The sequence below is a fragment of the Microvirga flocculans ATCC BAA-817 genome, assembly GCF_000518665.1.
GTDB classification, from domain to species: Bacteria; Pseudomonadota; Alphaproteobacteria; order Rhizobiales; family Beijerinckiaceae; genus Microvirga; species Microvirga flocculans.
Genome location: NZ_JAEA01000013.1, coordinates 80,481 through 106,326 on the forward strand (window position 1 = coordinate 80,481; position 25,846 = coordinate 106,326).

Annotated in this window: 25 protein-coding genes; 10 read left to right on the forward strand and 15 right to left on the reverse strand. The window is 63.3% G+C overall.

Features of this window, described 5'->3' with window-relative positions; genetic code table 11:
• Nucleotides 1–9 precede the first annotated feature (9 nt).
• The 7 genes from L879_RS0115450 to eno all read right to left on the reverse strand — a co-directional run bounded on the left by L879_RS0115450 (nt 10) and on the right by eno (nt 6,742).
• A complete protein-coding gene (locus L879_RS0115450; protein ID WP_154664230.1) occupies nt 10–456 on the reverse strand; it encodes a hypothetical protein in 447 nt (148 codons plus the stop codon).
• A gap of 89 nt (nt 457–545) precedes the next feature.
• Complete coding sequence (locus L879_RS0115455; protein ID WP_027316906.1) at nt 546–1,898, reverse strand: pyruvate dehydrogenase complex dihydrolipoamide acetyltransferase; 1,353 nt, start codon at nt 1,896–1,898, stop codon at nt 546–548.
• Nucleotides 1,899–1,923: 25 nt separating this feature from the next.
• Nucleotides 1,924–2,220, reverse strand: coding sequence for a DUF5076 domain-containing protein (locus tag L879_RS0115460; RefSeq protein ID WP_027316907.1), 297 nt, complete (start codon nt 2,218–2,220; stop codon nt 1,924–1,926).
• Between the two features lie 4 nt (nt 2,221–2,224).
• Nucleotides 2,225–3,661: a pyruvate dehydrogenase complex E1 component subunit beta gene (locus L879_RS0115465; protein ID WP_027316908.1), complete on the reverse strand. Its 1,437-nt coding sequence runs from the start codon at nt 3,659–3,661 to the stop codon at nt 2,225–2,227.
• 63 nt (nt 3,662–3,724) lie between these two features.
• Nucleotides 3,725–4,786, reverse strand: coding sequence for a pyruvate dehydrogenase (acetyl-transferring) E1 component subunit alpha (gene pdhA / locus L879_RS0115470; RefSeq protein ID WP_027316909.1), 1,062 nt, complete (start codon nt 4,784–4,786; stop codon nt 3,725–3,727).
• A gap of 168 nt (nt 4,787–4,954) precedes the next feature.
• Complete coding sequence (locus L879_RS0115475; RefSeq protein WP_027316910.1) at nt 4,955–5,272, reverse strand: FtsB family cell division protein; 318 nt, start codon at nt 5,270–5,272, stop codon at nt 4,955–4,957.
• A 186-nt stretch (nt 5,273–5,458) separates the two neighbouring features.
• Complete coding sequence (eno, locus tag L879_RS0115480; protein ID WP_027316911.1) at nt 5,459–6,742, reverse strand: phosphopyruvate hydratase; 1,284 nt, start codon at nt 6,740–6,742, stop codon at nt 5,459–5,461.
• Between the two features lie 145 nt (nt 6,743–6,887).
• Here eno and queF point away from each other — a divergent pair, with 145 nt between their 5' ends.
• The gene (gene queF, locus L879_RS0115485) at nt 6,888–7,337 is read left to right on the forward strand and encodes a preQ(1) synthase (protein ID WP_027316912.1); all 450 of its coding nucleotides are present in this window, start codon (nt 6,888–6,890) and stop codon (nt 7,335–7,337) included.
• Here queF and L879_RS0115490 read toward each other — a convergent pair.
• Entirely contained in the window at nt 7,322–8,491 is a 1,170-nt protein-coding gene (locus L879_RS0115490; protein WP_027316913.1) for an MFS transporter, read from the reverse strand. The genes queF and L879_RS0115490 overlap by 16 nt on opposite strands.
• A gap of 124 nt (nt 8,492–8,615) precedes the next feature.
• Complete coding sequence (gene kdsA / locus L879_RS0115495) at nt 8,616–9,464, reverse strand: 3-deoxy-8-phosphooctulonate synthase (RefSeq protein ID WP_027316914.1); 849 nt, start codon at nt 9,462–9,464, stop codon at nt 8,616–8,618.
• 255 nt (nt 9,465–9,719) lie between these two features.
• Between kdsA and L879_RS0115500 the strand changes: the two genes are divergently transcribed.
• Nucleotides 9,720–9,989, forward strand: coding sequence for a helix-turn-helix domain-containing protein (locus tag L879_RS0115500; RefSeq protein WP_027316915.1), 270 nt, complete (start codon nt 9,720–9,722; stop codon nt 9,987–9,989).
• 44 nt (nt 9,990–10,033) lie between these two features.
• Here the strand turns inward: L879_RS0115500 and L879_RS0115505 are convergent, their stop codons facing one another.
• The 5 genes from L879_RS0115505 to tpiA all read right to left on the reverse strand — a co-directional run bounded on the left by L879_RS0115505 (nt 10,034) and on the right by tpiA (nt 14,428).
• On the reverse strand, nt 10,034–10,435 hold the full coding sequence (locus tag L879_RS0115505; RefSeq protein ID WP_027316916.1) for a DUF350 domain-containing protein: 402 nt from the start codon (nt 10,433–10,435) through the stop codon (nt 10,034–10,036).
• A gap of 51 nt (nt 10,436–10,486) precedes the next feature.
• On the reverse strand, nt 10,487–11,356 hold the full coding sequence (locus tag L879_RS0115510) for a VOC family protein (RefSeq protein ID WP_027316917.1): 870 nt from the start codon (nt 11,354–11,356) through the stop codon (nt 10,487–10,489).
• A gap of 60 nt (nt 11,357–11,416) precedes the next feature.
• Nucleotides 11,417–13,045, reverse strand: coding sequence for a CTP synthase (gene pyrG, locus L879_RS0115515; protein WP_027316918.1), 1,629 nt, complete (start codon nt 13,043–13,045; stop codon nt 11,417–11,419).
• Between the two features lie 105 nt (nt 13,046–13,150).
• A complete protein-coding gene (gene secG / locus L879_RS0115520) occupies nt 13,151–13,540 on the reverse strand; it encodes a preprotein translocase subunit SecG (protein WP_027316919.1) in 390 nt (129 codons plus the stop codon).
• Between the two features lie 120 nt (nt 13,541–13,660).
• Complete coding sequence (gene tpiA / locus L879_RS0115525) at nt 13,661–14,428, reverse strand: triose-phosphate isomerase (protein ID WP_027316920.1); 768 nt, start codon at nt 14,426–14,428, stop codon at nt 13,661–13,663.
• A gap of 135 nt (nt 14,429–14,563) precedes the next feature.
• On the opposite strand from tpiA, the gene L879_RS0115530 reads away from it, so the two are divergent.
• The 8 genes from L879_RS0115530 to L879_RS23325 all read left to right on the forward strand — a co-directional run bounded on the left by L879_RS0115530 (nt 14,564) and on the right by L879_RS23325 (nt 23,836).
• Nucleotides 14,564–16,459, forward strand: coding sequence for a peptidylprolyl isomerase (locus L879_RS0115530; RefSeq protein ID WP_027316921.1), 1,896 nt, complete (start codon nt 14,564–14,566; stop codon nt 16,457–16,459).
• 3 nt (nt 16,460–16,462) lie between these two features.
• Nucleotides 16,463–17,983, forward strand: coding sequence for an anthranilate synthase component I (gene trpE / locus L879_RS0115535; RefSeq protein WP_027316922.1), 1,521 nt, complete (start codon nt 16,463–16,465; stop codon nt 17,981–17,983).
• A gap of 67 nt (nt 17,984–18,050) precedes the next feature.
• Nucleotides 18,051–18,680, forward strand: a complete 630-nt coding sequence (locus L879_RS21860; protein ID WP_035459807.1) for an anthranilate synthase component II — start codon at nt 18,051–18,053, stop codon at nt 18,678–18,680.
• A 4-nt stretch (nt 18,681–18,684) separates the two neighbouring features.
• Nucleotides 18,685–19,698, forward strand: a complete 1,014-nt coding sequence (trpD, locus tag L879_RS0115545) for an anthranilate phosphoribosyltransferase (RefSeq protein WP_027316923.1) — start codon at nt 18,685–18,687, stop codon at nt 19,696–19,698.
• A 12-nt stretch (nt 19,699–19,710) separates the two neighbouring features.
• A complete protein-coding gene (gene trpC, locus L879_RS0115550; protein WP_027316924.1) occupies nt 19,711–20,511 on the forward strand; it encodes an indole-3-glycerol phosphate synthase TrpC in 801 nt (266 codons plus the stop codon).
• On the forward strand, nt 20,508–20,984 hold the full coding sequence (gene moaC, locus L879_RS0115555; RefSeq protein ID WP_027316925.1) for a cyclic pyranopterin monophosphate synthase MoaC: 477 nt from the start codon (nt 20,508–20,510) through the stop codon (nt 20,982–20,984). Before trpC ends, moaC begins: the two co-directional genes overlap by 4 nt.
• Complete coding sequence (locus tag L879_RS0115560; protein WP_027316926.1) at nt 20,981–22,237, forward strand: molybdopterin molybdotransferase MoeA; 1,257 nt, start codon at nt 20,981–20,983, stop codon at nt 22,235–22,237. Before moaC ends, L879_RS0115560 begins: the two co-directional genes overlap by 4 nt.
• Nucleotides 22,238–22,477: 240 nt before the next feature.
• Complete coding sequence (locus tag L879_RS23325; protein WP_084021068.1) at nt 22,478–23,836, forward strand: calcium-binding protein; 1,359 nt, start codon at nt 22,478–22,480, stop codon at nt 23,834–23,836.
• 520 nt (nt 23,837–24,356) lie between these two features.
• On the opposite strand, the gene L879_RS24505 is transcribed toward L879_RS23325, so the two are convergent.
• Nucleotides 24,357–25,846: cadherin repeat domain-containing protein (locus L879_RS24505; RefSeq protein WP_027316928.1), on the reverse strand; the 1,490-nt coding region annotated here is incomplete at its 5' end.

Genomic DNA, 25,846 nt, shown 5'->3' on the forward strand with positions numbered 1-25,846 from the left:
CTCGCTCTCTCAAGGCGATCTAGTGTGAAATAAGCCGAAGAACCGGCTGTAGAGTCTACTCACAAAGGGAAGTTCGGGCAGGACTAGAAGAATGGCTGTGCCTGTGAGCACCCATGGCACAAACCCGCTAAAGCTCGGATAATTGATGTTTGAAGAGGTGCGTACCGTCAGGAATAAAACGCAAGCGACCAGAAGAAGCGGGATGGCTAGAAGTCTTGCTTTGTGGGTAGGGAGCAGGACAGAGCAGATGAGAACCGGAGCTGCCATCATGCTGAGCATGAACATGATGCCGATCATCATGAACGTGAAGTCCCGTCCATGGTCAGTTTCCTTGAACATTCCATAGATCATTAAGCCTGGAACCCACGCAAAACCAACGAGCATCACGACAGCTCGAATTTTTCTCACCCAACTGCCTGCTGGCCGATCACTATGATCTGTCTTGCCCTCACTCATGCAAATCCTCATCGGTCCGATAGGAAGCATGCGTCATGCCCACAAACCTACCCCTCCCCGCAAGGGGGAGGGAAAGGTTGAGGCTGGCCTCAAACAAGCATCCCCATCGGGTTCTCAATGAGCTGCTTGAAGGCCGAGAGCAGTTCCGCGCCGAGCGCGCCGTCGACCACGCGGTGATCGCAGGAGAGCGTCACGGTCATGGCCTGCACGATGGCGGGAGCGTTGTTCTTCACCACGACACGCTGCTCGCCCGCGCCGACGGCGAGGATGGTGCCGTGGGGCGGGTTGATGACGGCCTGGAAGTCCTTGATGCCGTACATGCCGAGGTTCGAGACCGCCGTGGAGCCGCCGGTATATTCTTCGGGCTTCAGGCGGCGGTTGCGGGCACGGCCTGCCATGTCCTTCACTTCCGCCGAGATCGCGGTGAGCGTCTTGGTTTCGGCCTTGCGCACAACCGGCGTGAACAGGCCACCTTCGATGGCGACAGCCACGCCCACGTCCGAATGCTTCATCTTCAGGATGCGGTCCTCGGCCCACACGGCATTGGCGTTCGGCACGCGCTGGAGCGCGATGGCCATGGCCTTGATGATGAAGTCGTTGACCGAGAGCTTGTAGGACGGCTTGCCGTCCTTGTCCTTGGGTGCTGCGGCATTGATCTGCTCGCGCATGGCCAGAAGCGCGTCGAGCTCGCAATCGAGCGACAGGTAGAAGTGCGGCACCGTCTGTTTCGACTCGACGAGGCGCTTGGCGATGGTCTTGCGCATGCCGTCGAGCGGCACCTCTTCGTAGGTGCCCGCCTCGAACATGGCCTTGACCTGATCGGCGCCCATGCTCGGGGCAAGCTGCGGTGCGGCGGCGGCAACAGGCTTGGCCGCTGGAGCGGCGGCGGGCTTCGCACCGCCTCCGGCCAGAGCCGCGCGCACGTCCTTTTCGACGATGCGGCCATGGGGGCCTGAGCCCTGGACCGCGGCAATGTCGATGCCGGCGTCCTTCGCGATGCGCTTGGCAAGCGGCGAGGCGAAGACGCGCTGACCGGCCTGCACCGGCTTTGCCTCGACGGGCATTGCCGAGGGTGCGGCAGGAGCGGCCTGAGGAGCGGGAGCCGGCGCAGGAGCCTCGGCCTTTGGAGCTGGTGCGGGTTCCGCCTTCGGCGCGGGCGTGCCGCCAGCGACGGGAGCGGATATGCTCTTCGGGTCCTCGCCCTCGCCCGCGATGAGGGCGATCACCTGGTTTACGGGCACATCGGCGGTGCCTTCCGGCACCACGATCTTGGCGAGGATGCCTTCATCCACCGCCTCCACTTCCATGGTGGCCTTGTCGGTCTCGATCTCGGCGATCACGTCTCCGGACTTCACCGTATCGCCCTCTTTTTTCAGCCACTTGGCAAGGTTGCCCTTTTCCATGGTGGGCGAGAGGGCGGGCATCAGGATGTTAATGGGCATGGCGTTTGGAATCCTGAAGGAAAGGTTAGTTGATGGCCTGCGTGGATCCGGGATCGGTGGGATCGTCCAGCTCGGCATGGATGCCGGCCGTGATCTCCGCCAGGGCTTCCTCCTCGGAGAGGTCCGTTTCCATGGCGTAGACCCGCGCGGCGTGACGGGCGAGATCCACCAGGAGCACGCCCCAGGTGAACGGATCGTCGAAGGCGCGGCGCAGCGCGATGCTCACCGCGCCATCGACCACCGAAGCCCTCAAGATCTCGATGCCGCCCTTTTCGAGCGCATCGGGCGGAACGTTGAGGGCTTCGAATTTCCGCTCTGTCATGACGTCACCGATAGCAAACGGCCTTCGCCGCCTGCACGACTTCGGCCACCGACGGGAGCGCCAGCTTTTCGAGGTTGGCCGCGTAGGGCATCGGCACGTCCTTGCCGGTGATGCGGATCACGGGAGCGTCGAGATAATCGAACGCGTTCTCCATGATGCGGGCCACGATCTCCGCGCCGACGCCGGATTGCGGGAAGCCCTCCTCCACCGTCACGCAGCGGCCCGTCTTCATGACGGACGCCACGATGGTGTCGGTGTCCATGGGGCGAATGGTGCGAAGGTCAACCACCTCGGCCTCGATGCCTTCCTTCGCCAGCTCGTCGGCAGCCTTCAGGGCATAGGTCATGCCGATGCCGAAGGAGACGATGGTGACGTCCTTGCCCTCGCGGTGGATGCGGGCCTTGCCGATCGGAACCGTGAAGTCGTCGAGCTTCGGCACCGGGAAGGACTGGCCGTAGAGAATCTCGTTCTCCAGGAAGATCACCGGGTTCGGATCGCGGATGGCGCTCTTGAGCAGGCCTTTCGCGTCGGCCGCGGTGTAGGGCGCAACCACCTTGAGGCCGGGAATGGCGGAATACCACGCCGCGAAATCCTGGCTGTGCTGCGCGGCCACGCGGGCCGCCGCACCGTTGGGTCCGCGGAACACGATGGGGCATCCGAGCTGGCCGCCGGACATGTAGAGGGTCTTGGCCGCCGAGTTGATGATCTGGTCGATCGCCTGCATGGCGAAGTTGAAGGTCATGAACTCGACGATAGGGCGCAGGCCCGTGAAGGCCGCGCCCACGCCGACGCCGGCGAAGCCATGCTCTGTGATCGGCGTATCGATCACGCGCTTCGCCCCGAACTCCTGGAGCAGGCCCTGGGTAACCTTGTAGGCGCCCTGGTACTCGGCCACCTCTTCGCCCATGACGAAGACGCTTTCGTCCTTGCGCATTTCCTCGGCCATCGCATCGCGAAGAGCCTCGCGGACGGTCATGGTGACCAGTTCGGTGCCCTCGGGAATCTCGGCGGAGGCGCTGTAAGCGGCAGCGCCCGTGATCACGGCAGGAGCCGCAGGCGCCGAGACGTCCTGACCTTGGCGAGCCACGGGCGCTGAACGGTCCGTCATGCCTTCCGCCTGCATGTCGGGCACGGGCGCAGGCTGCCCGGACGGTGCGGGAGCGGCGGCCGGCTTCGAAGCGACGGCGGACACGTCCTCGCCTTCGCTCGCGAGGACCGCGATGGGGGTATTGACTGCCACGTTGTCCGTGCCGTCGGAAACCAGGATCTTGGCGAGGACGCCTTCATCCACCGCCTCGACCTCCATGGTCGCCTTGTCGGTCTCGATTTCGGCCAGCACGTCGCCGGGCTTGACCTTGTCGCCTTCTTTTTTCAGCCACTTGGCCAGTTTGCCCTGTTCCATGGTGGGTGAAAGGGCAGGCATGAGAATATCGATCGCCATTGAAGACCTGTTGTGATTGTCGCTGCGGCGAGATTTTCGGGAGCGGCGCGAAGAACGCGCCGATTAAAGGAGAATATCCGTGTAGAGCTCGGACGGATCGGGCTCCGGATCGTGCGTGGCGAACTCGGCCGCCTCGTTGACGATCTCGCGCACCTTGCTGTCGATGGCCTTCAGCTCGTCCTCCGACAGCTTCCAGCTCTCGAGCAGACGGCGGCGCACCTGCTCGATGGGATCGTGCTCCTCGCGCATGCGGGTCACTTCGTCCTTCGTGCGGTACTTCGCCGGGTCGGACATGGAATGGCCGCGATAACGATAGGTCTGCATCTCGAGAATGTACGGCCCCTTGCCGGAGCGGGCATGCTCGATGGCGCGCTGGCCGGCGGCATAGACCGCACGGACATCCATGCCGTCCACCTGCTCGCCCGGAATCCCGAAGGACACGCCGCGCTTCGAGAAGTCGGTCTGCGCGGAAGCGCGGGTCACCGCCGTGCCCATGGCGTAACGGTTGTTCTCGATCACGTAGACAACGGGCAGCTTCCAGAGCTGCGCCATGTTAAAGCTCTCGTAGACCTGGCCCTGGTTGGCCGCGCCGTCGCCAAAATAGGTCAGGCACACATTGCCGTTCTCGCGATAGCGGTTCGCGAAGGCGATGCCGGTGCCGAGCGACACCTGCGCGCCGACGATGCCGTGGCCGCCATAGAAATGCTTCTCCTTGGAGAACATGTGCATGGAGCCGCCCTTGCCCTTGGACAGGCCGCCGCGGCGTCCCGTCAACTCGGCCATGACGCCTTTCGCATCCATGCCGCAGGCCAGCATGTGACCGTGATCGCGATAGCCGGTGATCACCTGGTCGCCCTCTTTCGTCGCCATCTGCATGCCGACGACGACGGCCTCCTGGCCGATATAGAGGTGGCAGAAGCCGCCGATGAGGCCCATGCCGTACATCTGGCCGGACTTCTCCTCGAAGCGCCGGATCAGGAGCATGTCCTCGTAGGAGGAGAGATCCTGGCTCTTATCGAATTGGGGGATGTTGGGAACAGCTCCACGTGCGGAGCCTTTAGTGGAAGTGGTCTTGTTAGCCGAGCCGGCACCGGCACGGCCCGCCTTGCGGGCAGCAACAGCCATCGGGTCCTCCGAAGGGTTTCCTCGACGAAAGTTGTAGCGCAGTCGAAAAGGGAAATCGAGAGGGCAAAATGCGCTTTTGCGCTGCACAATGAATCGCGCAAGCTTTTGATTTTTATTATATAATTTTAATTAACTCGATTACAGTTAAGCAGAACTTTCGGACTATCCTCAATTCGGTCCCGTGATGATCACGAGGTCGTTCGGGTGCACGCGCCCCAGCATGATGCGCGCTCTCTCCTCGAGCAGGTCGCGGTCGATCTGGTCGCTCCGAAGCAGCGCGATGCGGCGCTCCCATTCGGTCCGTTGGGTCTTCAGCCCGTCGAGTTCCTGGGACAGCTCGGCCACCTGAGCCTCGTATTTCTGCTGGGCCTCGATTCCGCGCGCGCCGTTATGGGCATGGTGCAGGAAGTATGCAGCAACCGCCGCCGAGACGCCGTAAAGCATCAGCGGGATCAAGAATCGTCTCAATCGTCTGCGGATCACCATAGGTAGGCTTGTACACGAGCATGGTTAAAGAGGCGTTAGAAGGACCAACCTGAAAGCTTCCCGTTACCCGCCGTATCTTTATGCCGGCCAGATAGGAGAATATGCGGATCGGTTCCAGAGGGCCCAAAAACAGAAAAGGGCCGCATGAAGCGGCCCTCTTCCATCAACCGAGATTGAGTTATTTTGTTACGCTAACGCCTTCAGCGCAGCGCGGCCGGCATAGCGGGCCTGGGAGCCTAGCTCCTCCTCGATGCGGATGAGCTGGTTGTACTTGGCCAGCCGGTCCGAGCGGGCGAGCGAGCCGGTCTTGATCTGCCCGCAATTGGTGGCGACGGCGAGATCGGCGATGGTCGAGTCCTCCGTCTCGCCCGAACGGTGCGACATGACGGCGGTGTAGCCGGCCCGATGAGCCATATCGACGGCGGCGAGCGTCTCGGTAAGGGAGCCGATCTGGTTCACCTTCACGAGGAGCGAGTTGGCGACGCCCTTCTTGATGCCCTGCGAGAGACGGGTCACGTTGGTGACGAAGAGATCGTCGCCCACGAGCTGGCACTTCTTGCCGATGAGGTCGGTGACGGCCTTCCAGCCCTCCCAGTCGTCTTCCGACATGCCGTCCTCGATGGTGGCGATGGGATAGGCGGAAACGAGCTTAGCAAGGTACTCGGCCTGCTGCTGGGGCGAGAGCTTCTGGCCCGTCCCCTCATAATGATAGGCCCCATCCTTGAAGAACTCGGTGGCGGCGCAGTCGAGGCCGATCACCATGTCCTGCCCCGGCTTGTAGCCTGCCTGCTCGATGGACTTCATGATGAAGTCGAGGGCCGCCTCGGCGGAAGGAAGGTTCGGGGCGAAGCCGCCCTCGTCGCCCACGTTCGTGTTGTGGCCGGCGTCCTTGAGGGCCTTCTTCAAGGTGTGGAACACCTCGGCGCCCATGCGCACGGCCTCCGCCAGGGTCGGCGCGCCGACCGGCATGATCATGAATTCCTGGAAGTCGATGGGATTGTCCGCATGCGCGCCGCCGTTGATGATGTTCATCATCGGAACCGGCAGGACGCGGGCCTGCGTGCCGCCCACGTAGCGGTAGAGCGGCAGGGTCGAGGCCTCGGCGGCGGCCTTGGCGACCGCGAGCGAGACGCCGAGGATGGCATTGGCGCCGAGACGCGACTTGTTCGGGGTGCCGTCGAGCTCGATCATGGTCTCGTCGATGAGCACCTGCTCCTCGGCGTCCAGGCCGCCGATGGCGTCGAGGATCTCGTTGTTCACGGCGTCCACCGCCTTCAGCACGCCCTTGCCGAGATACTTGGACTTATCGCCGTCACGGAGTTCCACTGCCTCGTGAGCGCCGGTGGACGCGCCGGAAGGGACGGCGGCACGGCCCATCGAGCCGTCTTCGAGAGTGACATCCACCTCGACGGTGGGGTTGCCTCGGCTATCGAGGATCTGGCGGGCGTAGACGTCGATGATCGCGGTCATAAAGCAGGCTCCTGCGGGCTGAAGTGCGGCCGGCGCGCCCTTGAAACGGGTGCGGCCTCAAGTCATGGATTGGCTTATTGACCGAAATGGCCATGTGAGCAAGGACGGCGAAAGCCTCCACCTCAACGATCCAAGGCGAAATCGCATGACGGAAACCACCCTTCAGCTCGGCCAGGCCAGCGCCCTTCCCGCCTCGCCGGAGGCCGCAAAGCTCGACCGGGTCCCGAACCCGCACCCGGACACCGACTATTTGGCGCGCTTCACGGTCCCGGAATTCACCTCGCTTTGCCCGGTGACCGGCCAGCCGGACTTCGCGATCCTCGTGATCGACTACGTGCCGGGCCAGTGGCTCGTCGAGTCGAAGTCGCTCAAGCTCTACATGCACAGCTTCCGCAACCACGGCGCCTTCCACGAGGATTGCACGGTCGCCATCGGCAAGCGCCTCGCCGATCTCCTGGAGCCCCGCTACCTGCGCATCGGCGGCTATTGGTATCCGCGCGGCGGCATCCCCATCGACGTGTTCTGGCAAACCGGGGAATTGCCGAAGAACCTCTGGCTGCCCGACCAGGGCGTCGCGCCTTATCGGGCACGCTGAGGGGCAGGCCGCCTCAGGATCATCGAGGCCATCAGGCCTACGCCGAGAATGACGACGGCGGCTGCGCCCATTGAGGCCGCAAGCCCGACATGGCGCAGGCCGAAGCCCATCAACACGACGCCCAGCGCTTGGCCGCAGAAGAACGAGAAGGCATGGAGCGCGACGGCGGACGCGCGCGCTCCCGGTGCCAGCTCCGTTACCTGGGCCTGGAAGGTATTGTGCATCATGTAGAAGCCGAGGCCCAGAAACAGCAGGGCCAGGAAATCCAGCTTCCAGTCTCCGGCGAATCCCAGGGCGACCAGAGCCGCCGCCGCAAAGAGCCCGCCGCCGAGCAGGATGCGGCCGATGCCGAGATATCTCAGCATCCAGGTCACGAGGGCGGAATAGACGAGGCCGCCGATGGCAAAGCCGCCGATGGCGAACCCGGCCTCCGCCGCCCCGCCCCCGCCGCGCTCCTCGAGGAGCGGCGCGATATAGGGGAAGACGGCAAAGATCGCCATGGCCTCCACGAACACCGAGCCGAAGAGGAACAAGGCTCGGGGATTGGAGAGAATGTCCTTGTAGCGCAGGATCGCCGTGCGCGGCTCGAACTTGCCGCCGGGCAAGGCCCCGCGAAAGCCGACGACCGTGGCGGCCAGGGCGCAGGCCATCATGGCCGTGGAGAGACCGAACACGCCGCGCCAGCCGATCCACTCGGCCAATAACCCGGCGAGCGACGATCCCGCGAGTTGGCCGACGATGACGGCCACGAGGTAGCGGCTCAGCGCCACCTGGCGCTGGGCCATTTCCACCCGGTCGCCGATGAGAGCGATGGAAAGCGGCACGGCTCCGCCTGCAGCGGTGCCGGCGAGGATGCGCAGAGCGAAAAGCGTTTCGGCATTGGGCGCGAAGAACGATCCCGCCAGCGCCAGGAACAGCAAGGCGAGCGCCACCTTCATGACGCGTTCCTTGCCCAGCGCATCGCCGATGGGGCCGAGGATCGGCTGGATGAAGGCGTAAGGCAGAGCAAAGGCCGCCGAGAGCAGCGCGATTGTCTGAGGCGTGGAGCTCAGGTCCCGGGCGATCACCCCGACCATGGGCTCGACCGCGCGGGCGGAGAAAGTGCTGGCGAACCCGCTGACGGCGAGGATCAGGATGAGATTACGGGAGGACATGACGCTCTAAGAAAGAAGGCCGCGAGATGGAGCCTCATCGTTCCATATCACGGCCTCGTCGCAAGGGGAGATGCAGCAATGCACATCTGCTTCTCTGTCATGTCATAAGGCAGTCGAGCCCCAGCTACGCCGCCCTGCCCTTGGCCAGCGCGTCGAAAGCCTTCAGTTGGGCGAGAAGGCCTTCCAGCTCTCTCAGCGGCACCATGTTGGGGCCGTCCGAGGGAGCCTTGTCCGGGTCCTGATGGGTCTCGATGAAGACGCCCGCAACGCCGACCGCCACCGCTGCTCGGGCAAGCACCGGCACGAACTCGCGCTGGCCGCCGGAGGTCGCGCCCTTGCCGCCCGGCTGCTGGACGGAATGGGTGGCGTCGAAAATCACCGGAGCGCCGGTCTCGGCCATGATGGGCAGGCCGCGCATGTCGGAGACGAGGGTGTTGTAGCCGAAGGACGCGCCGCGCTCGGTGAGCATCACGTTCGGGTTGCCCGCGGCCCTGACCTTCTCGGCGACATTCGCCATGTCCCACGGAGCCAGGAACTGGCCCTTCTTCACGTTCACCGCCCGGCCCGTCCTGGCGGCGGCGATCAGAAGATCGGTCTGGCGGCAAAGGAAGGCCGGGATCTGGAGAACGTCGACCACCTCGCCCACGGGAGCGCATTGGTCGTTCTCATGCACGTCGGTGATCACGGGCAGGCCGAACCTTTCCTTCACCTCCGCGAAAATGCTGAGAGCCTTGTCGAGGCCGATGCCCCGCGCGCTGTTGATCGAGGTGCGGTTCGCCTTGTCGAAGGACGACTTGTAGACGAGCCCTAAACCGAGCTTGCTCGTGATTTCCTGAAGGGCGGCCGCCATTTCGAACGCGTGGTCGCGGCTTTCCATGGCACAGGGGCCCGCAATGATGCTGAGCGGCAGGTGATTGCCGAAGCGGACAGAGCCGACCTCGACGACGGTTTGGGGCTTTTGGGTATCGGTCATGCGCCGTCACTAGCCGTTTTCGGCCGAAAGGCAAAGCGGCGATGTGTCTTGTCCAGCTCGGGTCACGGCGCTCCTGGTCCTCAAGGAGGAGCTCTTAACCACGCCATGAGGCCCTTCTGTCCCTTCGCCGAAAGGCGTGATTACCTTTGGTAATTGCTGCAGTAAACTGCTGCAAGCTCAAGCATTAAGAACGTTTTCCTGAAGCTCGGACTAAGCCGGGTTAGGGCACATTGAGGACCGCAGGAGGGCAGGCCGATGTCCATACACGAGAAAGCGCAGGAATTGCTGGCCATTCGCACGGCCCTCGGCTTCAGCCAAAGCCGCATGGCCCACGAGATCGATATCAGCTTGCGCGACTACCAGGCCTTTGAATGGGGCGAGACCGAGCTTCCGGACATCTACCTGCGGGCGATCGAGCGGATCGCCTTTCTCTACGCCATGCGCCACAATAATCCGATGCTTGTGCCGCCTAACCTGCGTACGGAAGCCGTGCAATTTGCCAGGATGGTCGGAACGTCTTCCTGACAAGAAGAGCCCCGCGCAAAAACCGCGAGGCTCCCTGTGGGCTCTCAGAACGTCATTGCCGCGGCATTGATGATGCCGGCGGAAAGCGACGCCGCGCCGAGAAACAAGGCAGCGGCCATCTCGCCGCTCGCGATGCGTTGCGAGAGATTCGGCATCACGATCCGCACAAGCCAATAGACGAGAATCTGCACTGCCAGGGCGACCAGCCCCCAGACCAGGCAGTCGACGATGGTCTGTGCGTGAACGATGGCGCTGGCGAGAGGAAGAGCGAAGCCCACGAGGCTGAACCCCAGGGACGTGGACGCCGAGATCACGTTCTCACGGATCAGGGCGAATTCGTTGTGCATGGTCGCCAGCGTGTAAATGGCCAGATAGAGGCCCACCAGCACGATGGCGAGCGCAAAGAAGATCAGGAAGTCGGGCAAGCCCGCCAAGGAATTAGCCACGTTCAGCCCCCCCTAAACGATTCACAGTCTCAATCGCTTAAGGGATCGTGGTTAATATTGCGTTGGCTCGAATGCGATGGCGACGCCGAAGCCCGCGCTGGCCGGCACGATGAGCCTGCTGCCGATGTGCTGGTACGCGATCCCCGCCGAATCGAGCCGCTTGGCTTGCCCCGGGATATCCTCGACGCGAACCGCGAAGGCAACGAAGGATGGCTGATCCAGCTCGGCCTCGATGGAACCGTAGCTCTCCGCCGCATCGTCCGGCGTGAGCACATCGAGATGGCTCTCGTTCAGGCGGAAGGACAGGTCGTCGCCATCCGGGCTGACGGGCTGAAGGCCCGTGAAGGCCGTCAGGAAGGCGCGGAGATTTTCCGGCTCCGGGGCGGACAAGGTCACGGATGAGATCCGGGTGGCCTGATTGTCGTGGACCTGAAACGCCGGGTTCCAGAAATTCTCCGGATAATGCTGCTGGCAGACGAAGAAGCCTGCCTTGGACGCCTGCACGAGCGATGCGAAGGCCAGGGTGAAGGCGACCTTCGTCTCGCTTCCGTCGGGACGGCGTCCGGTTCGCTCGAAGTGAAACGGCTCGAAGGCACCTATGCCCTTTTCGGCGAAGAGGGCCGCATCGGCCTTGGCGTCCTGGCTGTCGAGAACGAGCATCGCCAGCCCTTCCCGATCCCGCAGATAATCCCGTACGAATGCGCCGAAGCTGAAGGCGCTCGCCTGGTGAGGCGCGATGGCTGCCCCCTCGCCTAAGGCGATCAGCTCGATGAAGGAACCAGGAAACTGAACGATCCGGTTCTCGGTGCCCCAGGGATGGCGATTGCGCCCTCCGACCTGGAAACCGAGGCGCTGATAGAAGCTTCCGGCCTGGTCGAGGTCTTGAACGGCAACAACGAGATGGTCGATCCGGCGGGACATGGTGCTCTTTCCTGTGTCTCGCGCCCGAAGGGACTCCGGGCGCGACGGCTCAGGTTAACATCAAACGAGCCGGCTTTGCTCCACGGCGGCGTGAATGAAGCTCTTGAAGAGCGGATGCGGCTCGAACGGACGCGACTTCAGCTCGGGGTGATACTGCACGCCGATGAACCAGGGATGGTCCTCGTATTCGACGATCTCGGGCAAAATCCCGTCAGGCGAGACACCCGAGAAACGCAGGCCCTTCGCCTCGAGCCGATCCCGGTAGGACATGTTCACTTCGTACCGGTGCCTATGCCGCTCGGAGATCTCCGTAGTGCCGTAGATGTCCGCCACCTTGCTGCCAGGCTTGAGCGAGGCCTGATAGGCGCCCAGCCGCATCGTTCCGCCGAGGTCGCCGCCGGAGGCGCGCTTTTCGAGTTCGTTGCCGCGCAGCCACTCGGTCATGAGGCCCACGACCGGCTCGGAGGTCGGGCCGAACTCGGTGGAGCTGGCCCCCTCGATCCCGGCGAGCGAGCGAGCCGCCTCGATAACGGCCATCTGCATGCCGAAGCAGATCCCGAAATACGGCACCTTGCGCTCGCGGGCGAAGCGGGCCGCCCGGATCTTGCCCTCGGCGCCGCGCTGGCCGAAGCCGCCGGGCACCATGATGCCGTGAATGCCCTCGAGGAACGGGGCGGGATCCTCATGTTCGAAGATCTCGCTTTCGATCCACTCCAGGTTCACCTTCACCTGATTGGCGATGCCGCCGTGGTGAAGCGCCTCGATGAGCGATTTGTAGGCATCCTTCAGGCCCGTGTACTTGCCGACCACGGCGATGGTGACTTCGCCCTCCGGGTTGTGAACGCGCTCGGAAATCCTGGTCCAACGGGACAGGTCCGGAGTCTTGGCCGCGTCCAGGCCGAAGGCCGCCAGAACCTCGCTGTCGAGCCCGGCCTCGTGGTAGGCCAGCGGCACGTCGTAGATGGAGCGGGCGTCCCGGGCCTCGATGACGGCGGTCTCGCGCACATTGCAGAACAGGGCGAGCTTGCGCCGCTCCTCCTTCGGGATCTCGCGATCGGTGCGGCAGAGAAGGATATCGGGCTGGATGCCGATGGAGCGCAGCTCCGCGACGGAGTGCTGGGTCGGCTTCGTCTTGAGCTCGCCGGCGGAAGGGATGAACGGCAGGAGGGTCAGATGGACATAGATCGCCTGCCCCCGCTCCAGCTCGTTGCCGAGCTGGCGGATGGCCTCGAAGAACGGCAGGCCCTCGATGTCGCCCACCGTTCCGCCGATCTCGACCAACACGAAATCGAAGCCCTCGTTGCCCGTGAGCACGAAGTCCTTGATGGCATTGGTCACGTGGGGAATCACCTGGATCGTGGCGCCCAGATAGTCGCCCCGCCGCTCCTTGGTGATGATGTCGAGATAGATGCGCCCGGTGGTGATGTTGTCGGCCTTGGTGGCCGGAACCCCGGTGAAGCGCTCGTAATGGCCGAGATCCAGATCGGTCTCAGCACCATCGTCGGTCACGAAGACCTCGCCGTGCTGGTAGGGACTCATCGTCCCCGGATCGACGTTGAGATAAGGATCGAGCTTGCGAAGCCGGACCTTGTAACCGCGTGCTTGGAGAAGCGCTCCCAGGGCCGCTGAAGCCAGCCCTTTGCCGAGCGAAGACACCACGCCGCCGGTGATGAATACGTACCGCGTCATGGACCCCTATCCATAAACATCGGGCGCCGATTCGCAATGGCGAACCGCGCAACCCGAGACCCATCCTACAAAAAGAGAGGGCCGGAAGGTCCGGCCCTGGTTCGCTTACTGCTGAGGCGCTGCGGGCGCCGGAGCCGCCGGCTGGTCGCCCTGGAGGCGCTGGAGCTGTTCGAGCACGTTGCCACCGCCCTGCCCGCCGGCCGGAGCCTGCTGACCCGCCGGGGCCGCGGGAGCGGCGCCGTCCAGGATCGAGCGCGGAGCCCTGCTCGAGGTCGCCATGACGGTCAGCGCGATGCTGGTTACGAAGAAGAGAGCCGCCAGGATCGCCGTCGCACGGGTGAGCGCATTGGCCTGCCCGCGCCCGGTCATGAAGCCGGACACGCCGCCGCCTCCGCCGCCGAGCCCCATGCCGCCGCCCTCGGAGCGCTGCAGGAGAACCACGCCGATCAGGGCGAGCACGATGATCAGGTGGATGATGATGAGAACTGTTTGCATCGTTTTCAAAAACCTCAAGCGGCTGCGCACAAGGCGTCAGCCGCTCGCAATCCGTTCGTTGCGGCGGCCTGTAGCATAGGTGGGCGCAGGATCAAAGACCCGCAAGCCGCCTTTTCGCACTTACCCCAGATAGGCGCCCGCGATCGCCAGGAAATCGGCCGACACCAGGCTCGCGCCCCCCACGAGGGCGCCGTCGACATTGGCCACGGCCATCAGTTCGGCGGCGTTCGAAGGCTTGACGGAGCCGCCATAGAGAATGCGCACCCGGGCTGCTTCGGCCTTGCCGACGAGACGGCGCAGCTCGTCCCGGATGAGCGCATGGACCTCCGCCACATCGGCGACGGTCGGGGTCAGGCCGGTGCCGATGGCCCAGACCGGCTCATAGGCGACGACGAGGTTGTGGCTGTTCGAATCGACCGGAATGGAGCCTCGCAGCTGCTTCTTGACCACGGCGAGCGTCTTTCCGGATTCGCGTTCCTCGCGGGTCTCGCCCACACAGACGATGGCCGTGAGGCCTGCCCGGTGAGCCGCAGCGGCCTTGGCGCAGACATCCCCATCCTTTTCCTTGTGGTACTGGCGGCGCTCGGAATGGCCGACGATCACATAGGTTGCGCCGGCATCGGCCAGCATCTCGGCCGACAGGTCGCCCGTATAGGCCCCCGATTCATTGGCGTGGCAGTCCTGGCCTCCGATGGCGACACGGGAGCCGACGGAAAGCCGGGCAAACGAGGCGATCAGCGTCGCCGGCGGGCAGACGGCGAGCTCCACCTTGGCCTTCAGGCCCGGCGTGTAGCCGGCGTGGATCTCCTCCAGAACCCTGGCCGAGGTCTTCAACCCGTTCATCTTCCAGTTGCCCGCAACCAGCGGGCGCGGCCTATCGACGCTCATCTACGGCACTCCTGTCACGCTTGATAAGTTGGCACTAGCAGAGGCTTGCGCCCTCTTTCAACCAGACTTGCCCTTTTCGGAGAGGCGCTGATCGTTTATCGGCAAGTTTAACGAGTTTTTGGAAACGGGTTCACGATGCTTCGGAATATGCGCAAGGCTGGGCAGACCGTAGTCGGCAAAGCCATCGCCACCCTCTTTTTCGGCGCCTTGATCGTCAGCTTCGCCATCTGGGGCATCGGCGACATCTTCCGTGCAACCCCTGCTTCGGCGGTGGCGGAGGTCGGCGGCACCACGATCACCGTCGATCAGGTGCGCGCCGCCTATACCAACGAGCTTCAGCGGCTGGGCCGCCAGTTCCGGACCGTGATCAGCCCCGAGCAGGCCCGCGCCTTCGGCCTCGACCGGCAGGTGGTCGACAATCTCGTGACCGAGGCCGTCATGGCCGAGCAGGCGAAGCGGATGGGGCTCTCGGTTTCGAACCAGCTCGTCGCGGCGTCGATCATGAGCAACCCGGCCTTCAAGGGAAGCGACGGCCAGTTCAACCGCGCCCTCTTCGACCAGGCCCTGCGCAATGCGGGCCTGTCCGAGGCCGGTTTCGTGCAGGAACAGCGCGCCGCCATGACGCGCCTTCACCTGGCCGAGGCCCTGGCCGGAGACATCAATGTGCCTCTGGTCGCCCGGGAAGCCCTGCACCGTTATTCCAGCGAGCGCCGTGCGGCCTCCTATCTCATGCTGACCCCCGCCATGGCCGGCGAGGTTCCCGCCCCCACCGACGAGCAGCTTCAGAGCTTCTTCAACGACCGCCGCAGCGTTTTCCGCGCTCCCGAATACCGGGCGGTATCGGCCCTGGCGCTCGACGCGGCGGCCCTCGCCAAGCCGGAAGCCGTCTCCGACGCGGACGCCCGCCAGCGCTACGAGCAGCAGAAAGCGAAATACGGCTCGCCCGAGCGCCGCACGATCCAGCAGATCTCCTTCCCCTCCCAGGCGGAAGCCGAGGCCGCAGCCGCCAAGATCAAGGACGGCGCGACCTTCGACGCCATCGCGACGGAGCGCAACGTCTCCCCGCAGGATATGGAGCTCGGCACCTTCACCAAGGCCGAAATGCTCGATCAGGCCGTGGCCGAGGCGGCCTTCGGCCTGGCCCAGGATTCCGTTAGCGCTCCCATTGCCGGCCGCTTCGGCCCGGTGCTCGTGCGCGTCACGCAGATCCAACCGGAGGCCGTGAAGCCTTTCGAGGAGGTGGCCGCCGAACTTCGCCAGGAGATCGCGGTCGAGCGCGCCCAGGGACAGATCGAGAAGATTCACGACGAGATCGAGGACCTGCGCGCAGGCGCCAAACCCCTGGCCGACATCGCCAAGGAAAAGGGCCTCCCCCTGGCCCAGGTCCCGGCGGTGGATGCCAACGGCCTCGACAAGGCCGGCACTGCGGTCGCCCTGCCTGCCAGGGATGCCGTGGTGAAGGCTGCCTTCGCGTCCGATATTGGCGTCGACAACGAACCCCTCCGCACCGCCACGGGCTATGTCTGGTACGACGTGACCGGCATCGAGGCCTCCCGCGAAAAGAACCTCGACGAGGTCCGCGAGCAGGTGGTCGCCCAGTGGCGCGACGATCAGGTCGCCCAGCGCCTGTCCGAGAAGGCCCGCCAGCTGGCGGAGCGCCTTGAGAAGGGCGAAGCCATCGAGACCGTGGCCCAGGAGGCCGGCGCTCCGGTGAAGACCGCCACCGACCTCGCCCGCAACGCAGCGAAGGACGATCTGGCCGCCGAGACCGTGAACCGCATTTTCGCCGTGCCGGTCGGCAAGGCCGGCCATGCAGCGAGCGGAGCTGAGAACCGGGCCGTCTTCAAGGTGACTTCCGCCACGGTGCCGCCCCTGGTCACCACCACGCCGCAGGCACAGAACGCCGAGAACCAGCTCCGGAGCGGTTTGGGCGACGACCTTATCGGCGAATACATCGCCCAGGTTCGCCAGGATCTCGGCGTGACCATCAACCAGCAGGCGCTTCGCCGGGCAACAGGCAGCGAACTGTAAGCCATGACGATCACGCCCGATTTCGACACGTTCGCCCAGACTTATGAGGCTGGCGAGGCCGGTGTCCTGCGCGCGACGCTCGTTGGAGACCTCCTGACGCCTGTCGCGGCGTTCCTGAAGCTGCGCAACGACCGGAAGGGTTCCGCCTTTCTCTTGGAATCCGTCGAAGGCGGCTCGACCCGTGGCCGCTTCTCCATGATCGGGCTCGATCCGGACCTTGTCTGGCGATGCCAGGACGGCGTGGCTTCCATCGACCGCCACGCCCTGAGCCGGATGCAGGAGTTCCAGGTTGACGAGCGCCCTCCCCTGGAGAGCCTGCGCGCGCTTATCAAGGAAAGCGCCCTGCCGCTCTTCGACGACCTGCCGCCCATGGCGGCCGGGCTTTTCGGCTATCTGGGCTACGACATGGTCCGGCTCATGGAGCGCCTGCCCGAGCCCAATCCCGATGTCCTGAAAGTTCCCGACGCGGTTCTCATCCGGCCCACCGTCATGGTGGTGTTCGATGCGGTCAAGGACGAGATTTCCCTTATCACGCCCATGCGGCCCCAGCCTGGCCTGTCGGCCAAGGCCGCCTATGAAACGGCCCTTTCACGCCTCGACGGGGTGACGGCCGCCCTCGAACGCCCGCTGCCGATGGACGACCGGAGCGATCCGAGCCAGATCCATTTCTCTCCCCCGGTGTCGAACACATCGCCGGAAGAGTTCGAGGCCATGGTGACCAAGGCGAAGGACTACATCCGCGCCGGCGATATCTTCCAGGTCGTCCTGTCCCAACGCTTCGAGGCCGCCTTCCCGCTGCCGGCCTTTGCCCTCTACCGCTCCCTGAGACGGGTCAATCCGGCGCCGTTTCTCTGCTATCTCGATTTCGAGGACTTCCAGATCGTCTGCTCGTCTCCCGAAATCCTGGTGCGGGTGCGTGACGGCAAGGTCACGATCCGTCCCATCGCAGGCACCCGCCCGCGCGGCGCAACGGCGGCCGAGGACCGGGCCCATGCGGAGAGCCTGCTGGCCGACCCCAAGGAGCGGGCGGAACATCTCATGCTCCTCGATCTCGGCCGCAACGATGTCGGCCGGGTGGCGGAGATGGGCTCCGTGGAGGTCACGGATTCCTTCTTCCTCGAGTATTACAGCCAGGTGATGCACATCGTCTCGAACGTGGAAGGGCGGCTCGATCCGAGCTTCGACGCGCTCGATGCGCTCATCGCGGGCTTTCCGGCCGGGACGGTTTCAGGCGCGCCCAAGGTGCGCGCCATGCAGATCATCGACGAGCTGGAGAAGGACAAGCGCGGGCCCTATGCCGGATGCATCGGCTATTTCGGCGCCAATGGGGAAATGGACACCTGCATCGTGCTCCGCACCGCCGTGGTGAAGGACGGGCGCATGGCCGTCCAGGCGGGCGCAGGCATCGTTTACGATTCCGATCCGGCCTCGGAGCAGCAGGAATGCATCAACAAGTCGAAGGCGCTGTTCCGCGCCGCCGAGGAGGCCGTGCGTTTCGCGAGCCTAGCGAGGGTCGGCCAATGAACGACAATGCCTTCGTGTCCGTGCTTCCCTTGACCGGGGCCGTTCGTTACGCGAACGTCGGCGCGCCATGACCCGCGTTCTCGTCATCGACAATTACGACAGCTTCACCTGGAATCTGGTGCATCTGCTCGGCCCCCTCGCCACCTCGGTGGATGTGGTGCGCAACGATGCCGTCACCATCGACGAGGTGCTTGCCTCCCGGCCCGACGCCATCGTGCTCTCTCCGGGGCCCTGCACGCCGAACGAGGCCGGGATCTGCCTCGATCTCGTGAAGCGCGTCTCGCCCACGATCCCGACCTTCGGGGTCTGCCTCGGCCTGCAGACCATCGGCCAGGTCTTCGGTGGAACCGTTTGCCGCGCTCCCTTGCCGATGCACGGCAAGGTATCCGAGGTCGAGCATAGCGGGCAGGCGGTGTTTCGGGGCATCAACGGCCCCTTCAAGGCCACACGCTACCACTCCCTGATCGTGGATCGCGAGACCTGCCCCCAGGACCTCCTTGTCACGGCGGAGACCGCCGACGGACTCGTGATGGGCCTGTCCCACCGGTCCCTGCCGATCCACGGCGTGCAGTTCCACCCCGAGAGCATCCTGTCGGAGCACGGGGTGACGATCATGCGCAACTTCTTCGAACTCGCAGCGGACTGGAATGCCAGGCACCGCGCGACCGGCGGCCCGGCCGCACAAGCAGGACACTGAACCGATGGAATCCTTCAAATCCTACCTCGCCAAGGTTGCCACGGGCGCATCCCTGACGCGCGACGAGGCGCGGGATGCCTTCGACGACCTGCTCTCCGGAGAAGTGACCCACGCCCAGGCGGGCGCCTTCCTCATGGCGCTGCGCGTGCGCGGCGAGGCCCTCGACGAGATCGTCGGCGCGGTGACGGCGATGCGCGGCCGCATGCTGCGGGTCAGCGCCCCCGAGAACGCGATCGACATCGTCGGCACCGGCGGCGACCACAAGGGCAGCTACAATATCTCGACGCTTGCCTCGATCATCGTCGCTTCCTGCGGCGTTCCGGTCGCCAAGCACGGCAACCGGGCGGCTTCTTCCAAGTCCGGCACGGCCGACGTGCTGTCGGCCCTGGGGCTGAAGCTGGGGCTCGATGCGGAAGGCCTGGCCCGTTGCCTCGCGGAGACGAATCTCTGCTTCATGTTCGCGCAGTTCCACCATGCCGCCATGCGCCATGTGGCGCCGGTCCGGGTGGAGCTTGGAACACGCACGATTTTCAACCTGCTCGGCCCCCTCGCCAATCCGGCCGGAGCCAAGCGGCAGCTTTTAGGCGTTTTTTCAGAGGCTTGGCTCGATCCTCTGACTCAGGTTCTGAAGGAGCTTGGTTCGACGAAGGTCTGGACCGTCCACGGCTCTGACGGTCTCGACGAGATGACGACCACCGGCCCGACCTTCGTAGCCGCCCTGGAGAACGGGGCCATCCGGCGCTTCACCGTGACCCCTGAGGATGTAGGCCTTCCGACCGCAAGTCTGGACGACCTGAGAGGCGGCGATCCGGAGCACAACGCAGCCCAGCTGCGCGCCGTCCTCGACGGAGCCCGTACGCCCTATCGCGATGTGGCCCTGCTCAACGCGGCCGCCGCTCTGGTGATCGCCGACGAGGCCGCGAACCTGCGCGACGGCCTCGAGCGCGCGTCCCGGGCTCTCGACAGCGGCGCATCCAAGGCGACCCTCGAACGCCTCGTCACAACCTCGAACCGGTGAGCGATAAGGGTCATGAGCGACGTCCTCAGCCGGATCGAAGCCTATAAGCGCCAGGAGATCGCCGCCGCGAAGGCCGCCGTTCCCCAGGCCGAGATCGAGCGCCGGGCCCGCGCGGCCTCGCCGCCCCGAGGCTTCGCAAGTGCCATTGAGCGCCATCTCGCCGGGAACCGGCCTGCGCTTATCGCCGAGGTGAAGAAGGCGAGCCCGTCCAAGGGCCTGATCCGCGCCGATTTCGATCCGCCGAGCCTGGCCAGCGCCTATGCCGAAGGCGGCGCGACATGCCTCTCCGTCCTGACGGACGAGCCCTCCTTCCAAGGCAGGCCTGAATATCTCGCGCAGGCCCGTGAGGCATCCGGCCTCCCCGCCCTGCGCAAGGACTTCCTGTTCGAGCCCTATCAGGTCTATGAGGCCCGCGCCTGGGGTGCCGACTGCATCCTGGTGATCATGGCGAGCGTCACGGACGATCAGGCGCGCGCCCTCATCGAGACCGCCCACGATCTCGGCATGGATGTCCTGGTCGAAGTGCACGACCGGGCGGAGCTGGAGCGCGCCCTGCCCCTCGGCACCAAGCTGGTGGGCATCAACAACCGGAATCTCCGCACCTTCGAGGTGTCGCTCGGGGTGAGCGAGGCGCTGGCCCCCCTGATCCCTCCCGACCGCATCGTCGTCGGCGAGAGCGGCATCTTCACGCTCGCGGACATCGAGCGTCTGTCGAAGGTGAATATCCGTACCTTCCTCGTGGGCGAAAGCCTGATGCGGCAAGCGGATGTGGCAGCCGCCACCCGCAAGCTTCTCTTCGGTGACGCCGCATGACGGGGCTCACACATCTCGACGCGGCGGGCAAGGCCAACATGGTCGACGTCTCGGACAAGGATGTCACGAGCCGCACCGCGATAGCCGAGGGCTGCGTCGTAATGCTGCCGGAAACGGTCGAGCTGATCCGCCAGGGGGACGCCAAGAAAGGCGATGTCCTCGGAACGGCTAGGCTCGCCGGCATCATGGCCTCGAAACGGACGCACGAGCTCATCCCGCTCTGCCACCCCCTTCTTATCTCCAAGGTGAAGGTAGATTGCATCCTCGACGACACCTTGCCGGGCGTGCGCGTGAGCGCCGAGGTGAAGGTATCGGGCCAGACCGGTGTCGAGATGGAGGCGCTGACCGCCGTTTCCATCGCATGCCTGACGATCTACGATATGGTGAAGGCCGCAGATAAGGGCATGCGGATCGAGAACATCCGCCTGCGGCGCAAAAGCGGCGGCCGCTCGGGAGATTACGAGGCGCCATGAGCCTGATTTCGGTCGAGGATGCCCTGTCCCGCATTCTGGCGAACGTCGAGAAGCCGGTTGAAGCCGAACGCGTGCCCCTCGCCGCCTGTGCGGGCCGAACCCTCGCCGAAGATATCGGCGCCCTGCGCGATCAGCCGCCCTTTCCGGCCTCCGCTATGGACGGCTATGCCGTTCGCAGCACCGATTGCGCCCGCATTCCCGCATCCCTCCACGTGATCGGCACCAGCGCCGCTGGAACACGCTTCACGGGCACGGTCGGAACCATGGAGGCCGTGCGGATCTTTACCGGCGCTCCCGTTCCCGACGGGGCCGACGCGGTGGTGCTTCAGGAGGATACGGCGCGTGACGGCGACCGCGTTACGGTGAAGGAAGCCCCTCATCCCAACCGCCACATCCGCGCAGCAGGTCTCGACTTCAAGACGGGCGAGATTCTTCTGCAGGCGGGCCTGCGTCTCGATTCCCGCCACATCGCTCTTGCCGCAGCCATGGGGCACGGAACGCTCCCCGTCCACCGCAAGCCTCGTGTCGCCATCCTTGCCACGGGCAACGAGCTGGTGCGTGCGGGCGAATCCGCCGGCCCCGATCAGATCACGGCCTCCAGCCTCCCGGCCACGATGCTGATGGCAGAAAAGGCCGGTGCGGAAGCCATCGATCTCGGCATCGCCCGGGACAGCCTTGAATCGCTCGAAGAGCGCATCCAGGCGGCCCGGAGCGCACGCGCCGATATCCTCGTGACCCTGGGCGGGGCATCGGTCGGCGAGCACGACCTGGTTCAGAAGGCCCTGAGCCACCAGGGCATGGATCTCGGCTTCTGGCGGGTCGCGCTGCGGCCGGGCAAGCCTCTGATGCATGGGCGTCTCGGATCGACCCTTCTCCTGGGCCTCCCGGGCAATCCCGTATCCTCCCTCGTCTGCGCCGTGCTGTTCCTCATACCTGCGATCCGCGCCCTTCTGGGCGATCAGCAAGCCGCGGAAGATCCGGCGGAAGACGCGATCCTGGGCGCCGACCTGCCTCCCAATGGGGAGCGCCAGGATTACATGCGCGCCTCCCTCACCTTCCAGGACGTGCCGTTCCGTATCGGCCGGAACTCCGAGCGCCTGATGGTCCCGGTCGCTACGCCGCATCTCCTGCAGGATTCATCCATGCTGAGCATCCTCGAACGCTCGGATGCCCTTCTCGTCCGCCCTCCCCACGCCCCAGAGGCCGTGGCCGGCGAGCCCTGCCGGATCATTCGGCTGGAACGGTTTTGCTGAAGGAGGCTTCGAAAGGGCCTCATTAAAATTTCATTTGGGATGATGCTTGGAACCAAGGCTGGCACTAATCCGGTACTAGGAACAGCCACGGACGCTTATCCTGCGTCTAAAGCCTCTTAAAAACCTGATGAACCCATCAACTGATTGACGTGTGACCATTGATTCTCGGTTCCCATTCAGCCAAGATTAGAAACGATATATTATTTAAGTACGCCTTTGAGAGGCGAACGTGGGGGTACAATGGCAATCACAGTTGGTACCGATGACAATGAAGAATTCATTATTCCTGCCACTGTTCCTGATGTAGAGAACATCGTCTATGGAATGGGGGGCAATGACACATTTATCGTGTATGGAGGTGTATTCAACGCTGACATCTCAGGAACTAATAATGTCGGTGCCGGCGGTGAGAACCAATTGGATGTTCTCCAGCTTTTCAGCTCTGCACATTTCAATTCCCTCAATGCAATTGACGTTCTGACATTTGCGCCCTCAAATTTGGCGACAACACTCAGCTATAATGCCAACAGTTTCTTCGGCGTATCGCAGGTAGTCGGATCTACCGCTGGTATTGATACAATTCAGTTCAGTAGCGCCTCGGAACCTGTCGACCTCGACCTTTCAAAGACGGTTTTTGTAAACTGGGGCCGAGACAACCAGACGATCCTTGTAGAGTTGAACACCGATAAAACGCTGGCTCTCGATGACCGGCTCTTCGGTAGCTCAGCGGGAGAGCGTGTGACCTCTGGCAATGGCCGCGATCTGCTCTACGGAAATGCAGGTGACGATTACCTAGACGGAGGCAACGGAATCGATGTGCTCGACGGCGGCGACGGCAACGATACTCTGATAGGCGGCGGCGGCGAAGGTCCGAACATCCTAAAAGGTGGCAAGGGTAACGACGTTTACAAATTCCGCGACAAGGTCGACATCATCATCGATTCAGGCGGCCTCGACAGCCGGGTCGTTTCGAAGAACACGACCTTGTCCGCAAAGGACAAGTTCGAAGGCCTCGCCGCCGACGAAGAGCTTAGCGCCAGCAAGACGATCAAGCTCACCGGAACGAACAAAGCCAATGTGCTCTTAGGCCATTCCGGCAAGAACACCCTGAACGGGCTTGGCGGGAACGATATCATCGATGGGCATGCGGGCAACGATAAACTCAACGGCGATGCCGGCAATGACCTTCTGACCGGGGGAGCGGGCAACGACAACTTGTTCGGCGGCGCCGGAAACGACCGGCTGTCGGGTGGCCTGGGCAAGGACGTTCTGAATGGCGGCGCAGGGAAGGACACCTTCGTCTTCGACAAGGCCCTGTCCTCGTCCAACATCGACAAGATCTTTGGCTTCTCGACGAAGGACGACAGCATTGCGCTTCGGAAGGACATCTTCTCCGCTCTGAGTGGCAGCAAGCTCAGCTCAGTGGACTTCTGCGTCGGCACGAATGCCAAGGATTCCAGCGACCGGATCATTTACGACAAGAAGGCGGGCATCCTCTATTACGACGCCGACGGTTCAGGTGCGGAGGCCGCGAAGATCAAGTTTGCGACCATCGACAAGAACCTCAAGCTTGCAGCCTCAGACTTCATCCTGATCTGAGGCAGCCTGCCCCTCACCTTTTCAGGCCCGTTTCGGCTCAAGCCGAAACGGGCTTTTTTGCGCATGAATTTTCATGGTACGCTCCTCCTTCTGCCGCATTGCGTCGAACCAACAGGCGACTTGGAAAAATGATGCCCGGTTCTTCTTTTCATAGAACAAGTTTTCTGCCCGCCCGCACCATGCGCAGGCACGAAAAGGCGCATTGATCCTCAAAGTGCAAACTGCTTTTTGGGTCAATACCTCAGAGACTTAAGGTCAGTCGATCACCTCTCGGCGGGGCGGATCGTTACGGTCTCAAGCGCATGCAGATTGTGAGAAGCGAGAAGCACTTCCAAACGGCAGTGGGCTTACGTTTGCGCCTCTTTCAAGGAAGCCGGCCATGGCATCACGGCACATGGAAAAGAATGCTTCGCTTATTGATAAGCGGAGCATCCCCACACGCCGTTACGGCGTGACCTCAAAAGCCTGCGCCGGCCTTTGAGGGCCGGCGCAGGGTTTCTCGCGAGATCAAGTCTCGAGTTTAGATGAAGAAGAGTTCCGAGTACTGAAAGTTCTTCAGGTACTTGTTCTTGGTGAACGTGGCCAGCTCGATCGCCTCCTTGGAGCCGGAGCCGTCGGCATCGTAGTAAAGAACGCGCTTCTTCGAGTCGTACACGAAGTAGTCGTCCTTTTCCTTCGCCTTGTCGCCGATTGTGAAGAACTTCTTGTCCAGCTTCACCGGCTTATTCTCGGTGCCCTTCTTGATCTTGGCATACAGCGTCTTGTTGCCCTTGAACAATGAGTTCTCGAGCCAGATCGAGTCGTCTTTGACGCTATAATCCTTGATCGTATCGAAGTTCACCGAGCGGTCGGTCTTGGCCGTTCCAAGCTTAGCGTCGAAAACGAACGTATCCTTTCCGGAGCCGCCCCACAGGGTGTCGTTGCCATAACCGCCCCAGAGCTTGTCATCGCCGGCCCCTCCGTAAAACGTATCCTTGAACTTGCCGGTCTTGCTACCCTTGATGATGTCATTGAACGGGCTGGCGTCGGAAGCCACCATTGTCTCAGGGCTTTTGTCGGAGATGTTGAAGGTAAACGTCTGCCGCGCAACTCCACCTCTACCGTCGCTCACCTCAATCGTAACCTGCCGCAACAGGGCCTGCTCGGCGTCGAACATCACGCCGTTGGCGACAAGAAGCTGATTGCCACTGACCGTAAAGTAACCATCCGTATCGGCTGCAACGCCATTGGCCAGGATGATCTTGTAGGTGAGTTTATCGCCATCGGCATCCGACGCCGAGAGCGTTGCTATGGGCGTTCCGTTCTTAGTCAGCTCCTGCAGAGTGACGTTCGACGGCGCCAAACCAGTGGGAGCCCGGTTCGCGGGAGGAGCATCCGGTGCCGTTGCGCTGACACTGATATTACTATTGGATGCGACTGCACCTTCGCTGTCGGTTACAGTGATCGTGAAATTCGTCACCTCAGCGGCTGATCCTGTGGCCTTGTCCCTTGCGTCGAATCTCAATGCCTGAAGGGCAGCAGTCACGAATTGTGCACTGCCTTCGATAGTAAAGGTACCAGCGTCCTTATCATAAATACCGCCGTCGCCGGAAAACTTACCTTTCGACGCGTTATCCATGCTCACAACGACTCTAAGAGTTCCGGAGTCCTGAATCGTCAGATTTTTGAATGCCTGAATATCCGCTCTATCAGATGTCGTTTTAACTAGAGGGTCGGATGCTCCTACGATTTTAGGGTCAACATTTCCATTTACGACATTGATGGTGAACTGCTTATCGTAGGTCAGGCCGCCCTGATCCGTTACACGCAGGGTCACGGCGTAGGTCCCCGCCGCCAGGGTCGCACCGTCGCGCACCTGCAACTGCGGATTCCCATTGATCACAACTACCTGGAAATAGCCACTGGGATCGTTGAGGATCGTAAACGTGCCGGTGGCGCCGGCATCCGGATCCGTGAAGGTCAGATTGCCGATGGCGGTGCCGCCGCCAGCCGTCGAGGACACGCTGGTGC

Excerpts from the sequence above, each read along its gene's own strand:
- kdsA (WP_027316914.1), bottom strand. The coding sequence starts at position 9,464 with ATGACCGATACCCAAAAGCCCCAAACCGTCGTCGAGGTCGGCTCTGTC.
- secG (WP_027316919.1), bottom strand. The coding sequence starts at position 13,540 with ATGCAAACAGTTCTCATCATCATCCACCTGATCATCGTGCTCGCCCTG.
- pdhA (WP_027316909.1), bottom strand. The coding sequence starts at position 4,786 with ATGGCTGTTGCTGCCCGCAAGGCGGGCCGTGCCGGTGCCGGCTCGGCT.
- L879_RS0115455 (WP_027316906.1), bottom strand. The coding sequence starts at position 1,898 with ATGCCCATTAACATCCTGATGCCCGCCCTCTCGCCCACCATGGAAAAG.
- L879_RS0115500 (WP_027316915.1), top strand. The coding sequence starts at position 9,720 with ATGTCCATACACGAGAAAGCGCAGGAATTGCTGGCCATTCGCACGGCC.
- L879_RS0115510 (WP_027316917.1), bottom strand. The coding sequence starts at position 11,356 with ATGTCCCGCCGGATCGACCATCTCGTTGTTGCCGTTCAAGACCTCGAC.
- tpiA (WP_027316920.1), bottom strand. The coding sequence starts at position 14,428 with ATGAGCGTCGATAGGCCGCGCCCGCTGGTTGCGGGCAACTGGAAGATG.
- trpC (WP_027316924.1), top strand. The coding sequence starts at position 19,711 with ATGAGCGACGTCCTCAGCCGGATCGAAGCCTATAAGCGCCAGGAGATC.
- L879_RS0115465 (WP_027316908.1), bottom strand. The coding sequence starts at position 3,661 with ATGGCGATCGATATTCTCATGCCTGCCCTTTCACCCACCATGGAACAG.
- L879_RS23325 (WP_084021068.1), top strand. The coding sequence starts at position 22,478 with ATGGCAATCACAGTTGGTACCGATGACAATGAAGAATTCATTATTCCT.
- trpD (WP_027316923.1), top strand. The coding sequence starts at position 18,685 with ATGGAATCCTTCAAATCCTACCTCGCCAAGGTTGCCACGGGCGCATCC.
- moaC (WP_027316925.1), top strand. The coding sequence starts at position 20,508 with ATGACGGGGCTCACACATCTCGACGCGGCGGGCAAGGCCAACATGGTC.
- L879_RS0115530 (WP_027316921.1), top strand. The coding sequence starts at position 14,564 with ATGCTTCGGAATATGCGCAAGGCTGGGCAGACCGTAGTCGGCAAAGCC.
- L879_RS0115490 (WP_027316913.1), bottom strand. The coding sequence starts at position 8,491 with ATGTCCTCCCGTAATCTCATCCTGATCCTCGCCGTCAGCGGGTTCGCC.
- L879_RS0115475 (WP_027316910.1), bottom strand. The coding sequence starts at position 5,272 with ATGGTGATCCGCAGACGATTGAGACGATTCTTGATCCCGCTGATGCTT.
- pyrG (WP_027316918.1), bottom strand. The coding sequence starts at position 13,045 with ATGACGCGGTACGTATTCATCACCGGCGGCGTGGTGTCTTCGCTCGGC.
- eno (WP_027316911.1), bottom strand. The coding sequence starts at position 6,742 with ATGACCGCGATCATCGACGTCTACGCCCGCCAGATCCTCGATAGCCGA.
- trpE (WP_027316922.1), top strand. The coding sequence starts at position 16,463 with ATGACGATCACGCCCGATTTCGACACGTTCGCCCAGACTTATGAGGCT.
- L879_RS0115460 (WP_027316907.1), bottom strand. The coding sequence starts at position 2,220 with ATGACAGAGCGGAAATTCGAAGCCCTCAACGTTCCGCCCGATGCGCTC.
- L879_RS21860 (WP_035459807.1), top strand. The coding sequence starts at position 18,051 with ATGACCCGCGTTCTCGTCATCGACAATTACGACAGCTTCACCTGGAAT.
- L879_RS0115450 (WP_154664230.1), bottom strand. The coding sequence starts at position 456 with ATGAGTGAGGGCAAGACAGATCATAGTGATCGGCCAGCAGGCAGTTGG.
- queF (WP_027316912.1), top strand. The coding sequence starts at position 6,888 with ATGACGGAAACCACCCTTCAGCTCGGCCAGGCCAGCGCCCTTCCCGCC.
- L879_RS0115560 (WP_027316926.1), top strand. The coding sequence starts at position 20,981 with ATGAGCCTGATTTCGGTCGAGGATGCCCTGTCCCGCATTCTGGCGAAC.